Origin of the sequence: Verminephrobacter aporrectodeae subsp. tuberculatae (assembly GCF_026127385.1) — a bacterium.
GTDB classification, from domain to species: domain Bacteria; phylum Pseudomonadota; class Gammaproteobacteria; order Burkholderiales; family Burkholderiaceae_C; genus Acidovorax; species Acidovorax aporrectodeae.
Map to the genome: position 1 here is coordinate 1,490,973 of NZ_QZCX01000002.1, position 13,004 is coordinate 1,503,976.

Annotated in this window: 9 protein-coding genes; 4 read left to right on the plus strand and 5 right to left on the minus strand. The window is 66.0% G+C overall.

Annotation, left to right across the window (positions count from 1 at the left end):
* Positions 1–64 precede the first annotated feature (64 nt).
* From D5041_RS14805 to D5041_RS14825, 5 genes are all read right to left on the minus strand, one after another.
* Entirely contained in the window at positions 65–3,040 is a 2,976-nt protein-coding gene (locus tag D5041_RS14805) for a SwmB domain-containing protein (RefSeq protein ID WP_265285037.1), read from the minus strand.
* A gap of 718 nt (positions 3,041–3,758) precedes the next feature.
* Positions 3,759–3,947, minus strand: coding sequence for a 4-oxalocrotonate tautomerase (locus D5041_RS14810; RefSeq protein ID WP_265280981.1), 189 nt, complete (start codon positions 3,945–3,947; stop codon positions 3,759–3,761).
* A gap of 35 nt (positions 3,948–3,982) precedes the next feature.
* Positions 3,983–6,193, minus strand: coding sequence for a malate synthase G (locus tag D5041_RS14815; protein WP_265285038.1), 2,211 nt, complete (start codon positions 6,191–6,193; stop codon positions 3,983–3,985).
* A 72-nt stretch (positions 6,194–6,265) separates the two neighbouring features.
* Complete coding sequence (locus D5041_RS14820; RefSeq protein WP_265280980.1) at positions 6,266–7,117, minus strand: segregation and condensation protein A; 852 nt, start codon at positions 7,115–7,117, stop codon at positions 6,266–6,268.
* Between the two features lie 171 nt (positions 7,118–7,288).
* Positions 7,289–8,980, minus strand: coding sequence for a SulP family inorganic anion transporter (locus tag D5041_RS14825; protein ID WP_265285039.1), 1,692 nt, complete (start codon positions 8,978–8,980; stop codon positions 7,289–7,291).
* Positions 8,981–9,417: 437 nt separating this feature from the next.
* On the opposite strand from D5041_RS14825, the gene D5041_RS14830 reads away from it, so the two are divergent.
* The 4 genes from D5041_RS14830 to D5041_RS14845 all read left to right on the plus strand — a co-directional run bounded on the left by D5041_RS14830 (position 9,418) and on the right by D5041_RS14845 (position 12,436).
* Complete coding sequence (locus tag D5041_RS14830) at positions 9,418–9,669, plus strand: hypothetical protein (RefSeq protein WP_265256890.1); 252 nt, start codon at positions 9,418–9,420, stop codon at positions 9,667–9,669.
* Between the two features lie 166 nt (positions 9,670–9,835).
* A complete protein-coding gene (locus tag D5041_RS14835) occupies positions 9,836–10,810 on the plus strand; it encodes an ABC transporter substrate-binding protein (protein ID WP_265280978.1) in 975 nt (324 codons plus the stop codon).
* 19 nt (positions 10,811–10,829) lie between these two features.
* Entirely contained in the window at positions 10,830–11,660 is an 831-nt protein-coding gene (locus tag D5041_RS14840; RefSeq protein ID WP_265256888.1) for an ABC transporter permease, read from the plus strand.
* Positions 11,657–12,436, plus strand: a complete 780-nt coding sequence (locus D5041_RS14845) for an ABC transporter ATP-binding protein (protein WP_010105173.1) — start codon at positions 11,657–11,659, stop codon at positions 12,434–12,436. The genes D5041_RS14840 and D5041_RS14845 overlap by 4 nt, the downstream gene beginning before the upstream one ends.
* Positions 12,437–13,004 lie beyond the last annotated feature (568 nt).

The following is a 13,004-nucleotide window of genomic DNA, read 5'->3' on the forward strand; positions in this document are numbered from 1 at the left end:
CCCCGCAAGCGTTGCGCCGGTGGCGTTGCCTCTGTCCGACAGGAGGGCAAGCCGGGGGCTGCCGTCAGAGCCAGAACCCGTTGTGCGCCATATCCGATGCCAGCCCCACGATGGACAGCGGCATATGCCCTGCGGCGCTGGGGGCGGTGATGACGCCGTCGGCCTTGCCATCCATGTCGAACTGCCCACCATCGGTAATCGAGAAGTCCAGCCGCAGACGCTCGCCTTCGGTTGCCATCTTGCCGCCGTAAGGCTCGCTGGCCAGGTTCGTCCAGGTGTCGGTGTTGTTCTTGATCCAGTAGCCGTTGACGCCCGTCTCCCGGTCCACATACAGGCTGAACTTCTCGCTGCTGCCGGAGGTGTCCAGTTCGACCTCGAAGCGCAGCTGTGCGATCGGCATCTCCAGCCCCTGGGGCGACTCGGCGGGAGCGTCCTTTTGCTCCAGACTGGTGATGCGGTCGTTGTTTCCGGGGCTGACATTGCCGTCCTGGCTGTCGGCCACCAGGGTGATCGAGGTGCTGGAACCGCCGACCGCCGTGACGTTGATCGAGCCGACTGCGGCCTGTGCGCTGTCCGCGATGCCGTCTGCGTTGCCGTCGCCGGTCGCCACACCAGCGGGGCCGGTGGCCTGATCTTCCTGGGCGTTGGGAGCGCCGTCGTTGTCTGCGTCCGACGCCACGTGGCTTGGTGCGGGTGGGGGTGGGGGCGTGAGGTTGTTCACGCTCTGGTCGTGGAAGTTGGCTGCGTCGTTGCCTGCCTTGTCCTGCACCACGGGGCCGGTCGTCGTGGGCTTGGTGTAGCTGACGGTCAGCACCTCACCGTTGGCCACGGCGCGGCCAAGCGTCAGGGTGACGGTCTTGGCCGCCGCGTCCACGCTGACGCTGCTGACGGGAATGGCCGTACCCGCGGCGCCGCTCACCGCAAAACCTGCAGAGCCATCCAGCGGGGTCCCGTCCAGGTCGTTGCGTTCGGTATAGCTGAGCACCAGATGGGTGCCATTGACCATGGCGCTGCTGAACACCGGGGCTGTGCTGTCCGTGAGGTTGTTCACGCTCTGGTCGCGGAAGTCGGCTGCGTCGTTGCCGGCCTTGTCCTGCACCACGTGGCCGCTCCCGGGCTTGGTGTAGCTGACGCTCACCGCCTCATCGTCAGCCACGGCGTGGTCAAGCGTCAGGGTGACGGTCTTGGACTTCGCGTCCACGCTGGCGCTGGTGACGGGAATGGACTTACCCGTTGTGTGGCTCACCACCGCAAAGCCTGCGGAGCCATCCAGCGCGGCCCCGTTCAGCTCGTTGCGTTCGGTATAGGTGAGCACCAGAAGGGCGCCATCGACCGTGGCGCTGCTGAACACCGGGGCCGTTCTGTCTGGTGTGAGGTTGGTCACGCTCTGCTTGCTGAAGTCGGCTGCATGGTTGCCTGTGTTGTCCTGCACCACGTTGCCGGTCGTCGTGGGTTTGGTGTAGTTGACGGTCACCGTTTCACCGTTGGCCACGGCGCGGTCAAGCGTCAGAGTGACGGTCTTGGCCGCCGCGTCCACGCTGGCGCTGCTGACGGTAATGGGCGGACCCGTGTCGCTGCGTACCGTAAAGCCTGCAGAGCCCGCCAGCGGAGCTCCGTTCAGGCTATTGCGTTCGGTATAGGTGAGCACCAATTGGGTGTCCTTGACCGTGGCGCTGCTGAACACCGGGGCCGTGCTGTCTGGTGTGAGGTTGGTCACGCTCTGCTTGCTGAAGTCGGCTGCGTCGTTGCCTGCCTTGTCCTGCACCACGTTGCCGCTCCCGGGCTTGGTGTAGTTGACGATCACCGTTTCACCGTTGGCCACGGCGCGGTCAAGCGTCAGAGTGACGGTCTTGGCCTTCGCGTCCACGCTGGCGCTGCTGACGGTAATGGGCGGACCCGTGTCGCTCCTTACCGTAAAGCCTGCAGAGCCCGCCAGCGGGGCTCCGTCCAGGCTGTTGCGTTCGGTATAGGTGAGCACCAGAAGGGCGCCATCGACCGTGGCGCTGCTGAACACCGGGGCCGTGCTGTCTGTGAGGTTGGTCACGCTCTGGTCTCTGAAGTCGGCTGCGTCGTTGCCTGCCTTGTCCTGCACCACGTTGCCGCTCCCGGGCTTGGTGTAGTTGACGGTCACTGTTTCGCTGTCGGTCACGGTGCGGCCAAGCGTCAGGGTGATGGTCTTGGTCGCCGCGTTCACGCTGGCGCTGTTGACGGCAATGCTCGTACCCGCGGGGCGACTCACCACCGCAAAGCCTGCGGAGCCATCCAGCGCAGCCCCGTCCAGTTCGTTGCGTTCGGTATAGGTGATCACCAACTGGGTGCCATCGACCGTGGCGCTGCTGAATACCGGGGCCGTGCTGTCTGGTGTGAGGTTTTGCAGGCTCTGGTTGCTGAAGTTGGCTGCGGCGTGGGATGTTTCGTCCTCCACCACGTTACCGGTCCTGGGCTTGGTGTAGCTGACGGTCACTGCGTCACCCTCGACCACGGAGCGGCTGAGCCACAAAGTGACATACCCATTGCCAAGCCAGTATCTAGTCACGACCATGTGGTCGATGGACTTGGGTTTGCCATTGACGAGCACCGTATAGGCTGTGCTGTCCGGAACGCTCCCGCTTCTCAAGTCCCCCCCGGTGTAAGCGAGCGTTAGCTCCGCACCGTTAATTGAGCTGTCATCGACGATCAGCACCGGGGCATCGATGTTGTTGAGCACATCCTGGTCCGCAAAACCCTGCGCGTCATTGCCTGCCACGTCCTGCACCCCATGGCCGCTCGCGGGTGGGGTGTAGCTGATTTTTATTCCATCCTGCTCGGTGATGGCGCGACTGAGCTTCAGGGTAATGGTCTGGGCCTTTGCATCTACGCTGGCGATGCTGACGACGGTAATGGCCGTGCCCGTGGTGCTGGTCACGGTAAAGCCTGCGGCGTCGATGTTTCTGTCCAGATCGTTCGGTCCGTCGTACGTGAGCACCAACTGGTCGCCAGCGGCCGTGGGGGTGTTGGCGCCCGTGATGATGAGTTTTGGGGCCTTGGTGTCTGATGCCATGGTATTCCTTCGATGCCGGGGGCTGAATCGGATGGGGGCGCCTATTCCTTATGGCCTCATGCGGACTCAATTCAGAAGAAGGGTATGGGCACACCGGGGTGGATAAGCGCATGTTTCATTTGAGTCTGCAATATTGCACTCCTGCGCCGTTGGCCGATGCCTGATCAAGATATGTACTTCGTTTGCTTCGATACGGGAAATTTTCTGATGATCACGCACCCTGAATGGGTACACGGTATTCAAGCCATCTTATGGTTGTTGAATTTGTTTCGCGTAAGCCCTGGTGACAAATTACAGGCGACAAATCGATTTATTTTTGTGTCGAATGCAACTGCTCGGAACTCTCTGGCCGCAGGGGATGATTGCCGCTCCCATGCATCGGCTCTTGGAGCCCGGCATATTCAGCCAGACACCAACGGAGTGAACTGATCCTGGAGCAATGGGCCATGTTGCAGACACCAGGGCGTTGTTGCATACATCCATGCGCCGCATGGCGCGCGGACGTTTGTGCGCAACGGCGGCGGCGTGCTTTTTTCCACTGCGGAACGGACCGCAACCCACGAGCCCGGCCCAGCGCGGCCTACCGTGTGGGCTCCCTGCCGGCTACGGTGGTTTCAATAGCTTGGACACCGGCGCCGGCCTGGCAGGGGTTGGGCCTGAGCGCCTGCCCTGCACCGCCAGGAAAGGGCAGGGCGCTGCGCCCCGCGAGTCGATCCGGTCAGCTGCGCTCCAGCCAGAGCTTGCCGCCCGTGGCCCAGTTCTCGCGTTTGACGTCGGTGATCAGGATGTCCACGGACTCGGGCGATCCGCCGAGTACCTCGACGCTGACGCGGGTGATTTCTTCGACCAGCTTTTTCTTTTGCTCGCGCGTGCGGCCTTCCATCATCTCGATGTGGTACGTGGGCATGGGGGGTCCTTTCGGGGGTGTCGTTGGGCGTTGGTTCAGGTTGTTTGCGCTGCCTTGCGCTTCAGGCGCCAGGCGTGCAGCAGGGGTTCCGTGTAGCCACTGGGCTGCACCAGTCCCTGGAAAACCAGGTCGCAGGCGGCCTGGAAGGCCAGGCTGGTGTCAAAGTGGCCGGCCATGGGCTGGTACAGCGGGTCGCCGGCGTTTTGCCGGTCCACCACGGCGGCCATGCGCTCGAAGGTGGCGCGCACCTGGGCGGGGCTGACGACGCCGTGGAGCAGCCAGTTGGCCATGTGCTGGCTGCTGATGCGCAGCGTGGCGCGGTCCTCCATCAGGCCCACGTTGTGGACGTCGGGCACCTTGGAGCAGCCCACGCCCTGGTCCACCCAGCGCACCACGTAGCCCAGAATGCCCTGCGCGTTGTTGTCCAGTTCCTGCTGCCGGTCCGCGGCGCTCCAGTCCGGGTGGGTGCTCACGGGCACGGTGAGCAGGCCGGTGAGCAACTGCTCGCGCGCGGCGTCGGCGTCGGTCTTTTCCAGTTCGATCTGGATTTCGCTCACCTTCACCTGGTGGTAGTGCAGCGCGTGCAGTGTGGCGCCGGTCGGGCTCGGCACCCAGGCGGTGTTGGCGCCGGCCCGGGGGTGGGCGATCTTTGCCTGGAGCATCTCGGCCATCCGGTCGGGCATGGCCCACATGCCCTTGCCGATCTGCGCCCTGCCGCGCAGGCCGCAGCCCAGGCCCACGAGCACGTTGTTCCTCTCGTAAGCCTGGATCCAGGCGCTGGTTTTCATGTCGCCCTTGCGCAGCATCGGGCCGGCGTGCATGGTGCTGTGGATCTCGTCGCCCGTGCGGTCCAGAAAGCCGGTGTTGATGAAGGCCACGCGCGCGCTGGCGGCGGCGATGCAGGCCTTGAGGTTGACGCTGGTGCGGCGCTCCTCGTCCATGATTCCGAGCTTGACCGTGTTCGCGGGCAGGCCCAGCAGCTGTTCCACGCGGGCGAACAGCGCGCTCGCAAAACCCACTTCGGCGGGGCCGTGCATCTTCGGCTTGACGATGTAGACGCTGCCCTTGCGCGAGTTGCGGATTTCCGCTGCCTGCTCCTTGCGCAGGTCGTGCAGCGCGATGGTGCTGGTGAGCACGGCGTCCATGATGCCTTCGGGGATTTCGCGCTCCCGGCCCTGCGCGTCGGTGTAGAGGATCGCCGGGTTGCTCATCAGATGGCCCACATTGCGCAAAAACATCAGCGCGCGGCCATGCAGGCGCACTTCGCCGCCCCGGGGGGCGGTGTAGATGCGGTCGGCGCTGAGGCCGCGCGTGAAGGTCCGGCCGTCCTTGGAGACCGGCTCCGTCAGCGTGCCCTGGATGATTCCCAGCCAGTTGCCGTAGCCCAGCAGCTTGTCCTGGGCGTCCACTGCGGCCACGGAGTCTTCCAGGTCCAGGATGGTGGAAAGCGCCGCTTCCAGCACCAGGTCGCTCACGCCCGCAGCGTCGGCCTGGCCGATGGGGGTGCTGCGGTCGATCCGGATGTCGAGGTGCAGGCCGTTGTGCTGCAACAGCACCGCGGACGGGTCGGCGGCGCTGCCCTGGTAGCCCCGGAACTGGCCGGGGTCCGCAAGGCCCGCGGCGGCGCCGCTCCTGAGCGCGACCACGAGTTGCCCGCCGGCGACGCGGTACCCGGTCGCGTCCCGGTGCGAAGCGCCAGTCAGGGGCGCGTTCTCGTCGAGCACCTGGCGCGCAAAGGCAATCACCTTGGCGCCGCGCACGGGGTTGTAGCCCGGGCCCTTTTCTGCGTCGCCGGCGTCGGGAATCACGTCGGTGCCGTACAGCGCGTCGTACAGGCTGCCCCAGCGCGCGTTGGCCGCGTTCAGCGCGTAGCGCGCGTTCAGGATGGGAACCACCAGCTGCGGGCCGGCCTGCGTGGCCAGTTCGTCATCGACCTGGTCCGTCGTGGCGCGCACGCCGGCGGGCTGGGGCACGAGGTAGCCGATCTTCTCCAGAAAGCCGCGGTACGCCGCCACGTCCCCGATGGGGCCGGGGTGCGCCTTGTGCCAGCCGTCGAGTTCGGCTTGCAGGCGCTCGCGCTCGGCCAGCAGGGCGTCGTTGTGCGGCGCCAGATCGGCGACGATGGCGGCAAAGCCCTGCCAGAAAGCGGCGCTGTGGACGCCCGTTCCGGGCAGCACCTTGTCTTCTACAAAGCGCAACAGGGGGGTGGCCACTTGCAGGCCGTGGACGGTGGTGCGGTCGGTCATGGGAATGGGATGTCGGGACGTTGGGAGGGGGGGAATCGGGGCCCGTCTCTGCGGGGCGGACTGACTGTATCGTCAGACCGGCGTGTACGCCAGCCGCACGTAGATGGGCGCAAAGGCCTCGGCCTGCGTGATCTCGATCAGCGTTTCCTTGGCCAGTTCCAGCAGCGCGATGAAGGTCACGACCAGCACGCTGCTGCCCTTTGCGGGCTCGAACAGCGCCTCGAATTCGACGAAGCGGTGGCCCTGCAGCGCCTTGAGCACCAGGCCCATGTATTCGCGCACCGAGAGCTCTTCGCGCGTGATCCGGTGGTGCTGCACGAGCCTGGCGCGCCCGAGGATGTCGCGCCAGGCCGCCTGCAAATCGGCCGCGTGCACATCGGGAAAGCGCGCTTGCAGGCTTTGCGCGGCGCACACCTGGGCCCTGAGGAAGTCGCGCCCGTACTGCGGAATTTGCGCCAGGCGCAGCGCGGCCAACTTCATTTGCTCGTACTCCAGCAGGCGGCGCACGAGCTGCGCGCGCGGGTCCTCGGGCTCTGCGCCCTCGGCCTGCTTTCTGGGTGGCAGGAGCATGCGCGACTTGATCTCGATCAGCATGGCCGCCATCAGCAGGTACTCGGCGGCCAGTTCCAGGTTGCGGCTGCGGATTTCGTCCACGTACGCCAGATACTGGCGCGTGACGCCCACCATGGGGATGTCGAGGATGTTGAAGTTCTGCCTGCGGATCAGGTAGAGCAGCAGGTCCAGCGGGCCTTCGAAGGCTTCGAGAAAGACTTCGAGCGCGTCGGGCGGGATGTACAGGTCGGTGGGCAGAGCGAACAGCGGCTCGCCATACAGGCGCGCCAGCGCCACCTGGTCGACCACCACGGGCATTGCGCCCGCGTCCAGCGGGGGCGTGCCTGGCGCATCGGCAGCCGCGGCGACCATGGATTGCTGTCGGATACGCAACGCTCAGCGCGGGAATATCCTGCGCCCGACCCTCGCATCCCAGGGCAGGGCCCGACCGGCCTGGAGCGGCTCGATGGACTGCGGGGTGGCGGATGGGGGCGCGGGGCGGCGGAGAATGGACATGGACGGAGAACCTCTGGGGCCCGGATTCTACTGGGCGGCGTTCTCATCCCGGGTGCACGGCGCGGCCTGCGCGGCCAGCTGCAAGCCAAAGCCCGAGCGCTCGATCAACGAGCGCGGCTGCTCGTGCAGATGGATGACGCAGAGTCGCCCGCCGCGCGCGTTCACGGCCCGGAGGATCTGCACCAGGGCGTCGAGCCCCGTGGTGTCCAGCGCCACCAGCTCGCTGGCGTCGAGCACCAGCTCCATTCCCGGCGGTCCGGCTTCCACGGCCTGCACGATGGGGTCGATCTTCGCGGCCGCGCCGAAGAAGAGCGCGCCGTGCAGGCGCCAGGTGGCGCCGGGGTGCGGCGCGGCGCCGGCCTCGGACCCGGACTCGGACTCGGGTTGGCGCTCCACGCGAAACAGCGCGCTCATGCGCCGCACGAACAGCGCGCAGGCCAGGAACAGGCCCACCTCCATGGCGACGATCAGGTTGAACACCACGGTGAGAAAGAACGTCCCCAGCATCAGCAAGCGGTAGTGGTTGCTGAAGTGGCGCAGGCGCACGAACTCGTGCCACTCGCCCATGTTCCAGGCCACGTACAGCAGGATTCCCGCGAGCACCGCGAGCGGAATGTGCAGCGCCAGCGGCGCGGCCAGCAGCACGATCAGCGCCAGGGTCAGCGCGTGCACCATACCCGCGACGGGCGAGGTGGCGCCCGCGCGGATATTCGTCACCGTGCGGGCAATGGTTCCGGTGGCGGGCATGCCGCCGAAGAACGGCACCACCAGGTTGGCCAGGCCCTGGGCCATCAGCTCCTGGTTGGGGTCGTGCTTTTTGTGCTGCGGGTCGCTCGTCAGCTGGTCGGCCACGCGCGCGCACAGCAGCGATTCGACGGCGCCGAGCAGCGCGATGGTGACCGTCGGCGTGACCAGCAGGCGCACCGTCTCCCACGAGAAATCGGGCAGCGCAAACCCCGGCAGCGTCCGCGGAATGCCGCCAAAGCGCGAGCCGATGGTCTCCACCGGAAACCCGAGCGCCCAGGCCAGCAGGCTCAGCGTGACCAGCGCCACCACGGGCGCGGGCAGGTGCGCGAAGCCGTGCACGGTGTGGCGCTCGAGCACCTGCATCACGGGCGAGCCCTTCATCGTCAGCCGGGGCCAGACGAACAGCCCGACCACGCAGGCCGTACCCAGCCCGAACGCGTAGGGGTTGAAGCTGTCCATATGCCGCACCAGCGCGCGCATCTGCGAGAAGAAGTCGCCCGGCATGTGCTCGATCGACAGGCCCAGCCAGTCCTTGGCCTGCGACAGCGCGATGAGCACGGCGATGCCGTTGGTAAACCCGATCACGACGCCCACCGGGACGAAGCGCACCACCGTGCCCAGCCGGAAAAGCCCGAGCAGCAGCAACAGCACGCCCGCGCAGGCCGTGGCGATCAACAGGTTGGCCACGCCGTAGCGATTGACGATGTCGTAGATGATGACGATGAAGGCGCCCGCCGGCCCGCCGATCTGGGCGTTGGTGCCGCCCAGCGCCGAGATCAGAAAGCCCGCGATGATCGCCGTCCACAGCCCGGCCTCGGGCTTGAGGCCACTGGCAATCGCAAACGCCATGGCCAGCGGCAGCGCCACGATGCCCACGGTGACGCCGGCACCCACATCCGCCAGCCAGCGGCCGCGGTTGTAGCCGCGCAGCGCGTCGATCACGCGGGGGCGAAAGGCAAGCGAGAACGACATGGCGGCGGGCCCGATGGGCGGCAGGGACGTTCAGCTTGCCGCAGGGCGGGCGCAGGGGAGGGGATGCGGGCGGTGCATGGTGGCTCCCAGTGTAGTGGGCCACCGGGGACGCCCCTGTTTTTTTCCGGCCATCGGGCGCATGGCCCTGAACTATTTGCAACTGCGCCCAGGGTCTTGAGCGGGCTGCGCAGACGAGGTATTTCATTCAGTCACCACGGAGCCCCGTCGCCGCAGGCCATAATCCGCGACCCGATGCAACAGCGATCCGACCTCAGCGCACGCAGCCACACCTGGATGGCTGAACCGATCTTGGCGCGATGGGCGATGCGGCGGACGCTCACGGCCCTGCCAGGCGGTTCAGGAACGGCAGCGGCCAGCCCGTCCGGCCCCGCGCCGGATTCCGCGCCCCTGCAACGCGTCGGCTGGAGGGCCCGCACATGAACATGAACGACCTGCCGGTGGGCGACATGCTGGCCCAGGCCTGGGCCATGCTGGCGTCGCATCTCGGCAGCGCCTGGAGCTGGTTGCAGCGGATCTGGGACGAGGCCCCGGTGCCGCTGCTGCTGGGGATCGTCATCGGTCTGGTGCTCGCGCGCCTGCTGCGCAGCCTGTTGCTCGTGATCGGGCTGATCGCGGTCGCTTTCGTCGTCGTGCGCATGGCCGGCATTTCTGTTCCCGGCTTTGGCTGATTGCCGCCGACGCCGGCAGCACGCGCTCGGCCGGGCCCATTTTTTGCGTGATGGCTTGGACCCCCTGGCGTTTTCCCTGTCTATACAAGCGTGCAGCAACTGCCATCATGGCAGCTTGGTCGGGGAGGCTGGGCTTTTGAAGACTTATTCCAACAGGAGCAGATAGATGAAGCGATTGCTTGTGAAATGGGCGCCGTTGGCCGCGGCTGCGGCATGCACGCTGGGTTTGGCCACAGCGGTCCGGGCGCAGGACGGCCCCGGCACCAAGGTGGTGCTCGGCATGTCCGGCTGGACGGGTTTCGCCCCCCTGACGCTGGCGGACAAGGCGGGCATCTTCAAGAAAAACGGCCTGGACGTCGAGATCAAGCTGATTCCGCAGAAGGACCGCCATTTCGCGCTGGCCTCCAAGTCCATACAGTGCGCCGCCACCACGGTCGAGACCCATGTCGCGTGGAACGCCAACGGCGTTCCCATCGTGCAGATCTTCCAGACGGACAAGTCCTACGGCGCCGACGGCCTCGCGGTGCGCGATGGCATCAAGGGCTTTGCCGACCTGCGGGGCAAGACCATCGGCGTGGACGCACCCGGAACGGCCCCTTACTTCGGCTTGGCCTGGATGCTGAGCAAGAACGGCATGCGCCTGAAGGACGTGAAACTCACCACGCTCTCGCCCCAGGCCGCGGCGCAGGCCTTCGTTGCCGGCCAGAACGACGCCGCCATGACCTACGAGCCGTATCTCTCCACGGTGCGCGAGAACCCCGGCGCCGGCAAAATCCTCGCGACCACGCTGGACTATCCGATGGTGATCGACACCGTGGGCTGCGCCCCCGCCTGGCTCAAGGAGCATCCGAAGGCGGCGCAGGCGCTGGCCGATTCCTATTTCGCGGCGCTGGACCTGATCGCCGCCGACCCCGCCCGGTCCAACGAAATCATGGGCGCGGCGGTCAAGCAGACGGGCGAACAGTTTGCCAAGTCGGCGTCCTTTCTGCGCTGGCAGGACCGGGCCGCGAACCAGAAGTTCTTTACCGAAGAAATCAGCGCGTTCATGAAGGACGCGACGGCCATCCTGCTCGAGGCCGGGGTCATCCGCAAGGCGCCGCAGGACTTGGCCGCCATGTTCGACGCGCGCTTCGTCAAATAGGCTCCGGCAGCCGCACCCCATGCCAGAGCGCGCCCTGTCCGCTGCGCCCCGGCCCCTGCGGCGCGCGCGTGCACTGGCGCCGTTGGCGCCGGTGAGCGCGCGCAGCCGCTGGCTGCTGGGCCTGGCCTTCTTCGCCGTGTTCGTCGCAATGTGGGCGTTTTTCACGCTCGGCGGATTCGTCTCGCCGACCTTTCTGGCCAGCCCCATCACCATGCTCAGCGAGGGCTGGCTGCTGTTCACCGAGTACGACTTCCTCAGGGACATCGGGATGACGGTGTGGCGCGTGGCCGGCGGCTTCGTTCTGGCCGCCGCCGTCGCCGTGCCGCTGGGCATTGCCATGGGCGCGTACAAGGGCGTCGAAGCGTTCTTCGAGCCCTTCATTTCGTTTTGCCGCTACCTGCCCGCGTCCGCGTTCATCCCGCTGCTGATCCTGTGGGTGGGAATCGGCGAGGCGCAGAAGGTCCTCGTCATCTTCATCGGCGCGGTGTTCCAGATCACGCTGATGGTCGCGGTCACGGTCGGCGGCGCGCGGCGCGACTTGGTGGAGGCGGCGTACACGCTGGGCGCGGGCCACAGGGGAATCGTCACGCGGGTGCTGATCCCCGGCGCCGCGCCCGAGATCGCCGAAACCCTGCGCCTGGTTCTGGGCTGGGCCTGGACCTATGTGATCGTCGCCGAACTGATCGGCTCCTCGTCCGGAATCGGGCACATGATCACCGACAGCCAGACGCTGCTCAACACCGGGCAGATCATCTTCGGAATCATCACCATCGGCCTGATCGGGCTGGTTTCCGACTTCGCTTTCAAGGCGCTCAACCAGCGCCTGTTTGCCTGGGGCCGCGTGCCATGAGCTGCGTTTCCATCGAAGGCGTTGCCCGCGTTTTCGAGAGCGCCCGGGGGCAGCGCATGCAGGCCTTGCAGCCGGTCGATCTGGAGGTGCGCGAGAACGATTTCCTCACCATCCTGGGGCCCTCGGGCTGCGGCAAATCGACGCTGTTGCGCATCGTCGCCGGATTGGAGCGCGCGAGCAGCGGGCGCGTGCTGCTCGATGGTGCGCCGGTCCAGGGGCCGGGCGCCGAGCGCGGCATGGTGTTCCAGAGCTACACGCTGTTCCCCTGGCTCAGCGTCGAGCAGAACATCTGCTTTGGCCTGCGCGAACGCGGCCTGCCCGGGGCGCAGCAGAGGGAGCGCGCCGCGTACTTCATCGCCAAGGTCGGGCTGCGCGGCTTCGAGCAGCATTTCCCCGGGCAGCTCTCGGGCGGCATGCAGCAGCGCACGGCGATTGCGCGCGCGCTCGCCAACGACCCCAAGATCCTGCTCATGGACGAGCCCTTCGGCGCGCTCGACAACCAGACCCGCGCGCTCATGCAGGAACTGCTGCTCGGCATCTGGGAGGCCGAGCGCAAGACGGTGCTGTTCGTCACGCACGACATCGACGAGGCCATCTTCCTGGCCAACCGCGTGGCCGTGTTCAGCGCCCGGCCCGGCCGCATCAAGACCGAACTGGCCGTGCCCCTGCCGCACCCGCGCGACTACCGCATGAAGACCAGCCCCGAATTCATGGACCTCAAGGCGCGCCTGACCGAAGAAATCCGCGCCGAGGCCATGGCGGCCGATGCGCGCTGAAGCCTGAAAAGTATCAGCGCATGAAACGGCGCTTTTCGCGCCATAGTGGCGTTACAAATCCTCGCGATACCTGAGGGAATCGCTGCGCCTGGCCCTGTCGCAAAATGCAACAGTTACATTTTATGCGACTGTTTCGCTGAGCAAAACATGGGTGTTTCGCCCTGCAAATATCAGCACATAAAACTGCGCTTTTCGTGCCCTGGCGGCGTTGCAAATACTCGCGATACCTCTTGGGAGTTGCTGCGGTTTGCGCCTTGCCATGGCGCGAAATGCAGCCATTTCATTTTGTTCTGCTATTTTCGGGGCAGAACACGCGTGCGTGCGATTTTAAATAATGAAACGTGATGGATGCGTTTCACTCTGTGGAGGTGTCCATTTTCACGTTTCTTAATCTGTCGGATCGCAGACTCGCCACCCACGCGCCCGCGCGTTGACTGTGTCGCGCAGGTAATAGTTTCAAAATAACACTCTGTATTACAATTTTTCGGCGGCCTGCGCTCTCCGCGCTACCCCGAGCGGGGAGAGCGGGGAGTCGCGCACACCACCAACTCTGTCCGTCGAATCCGCC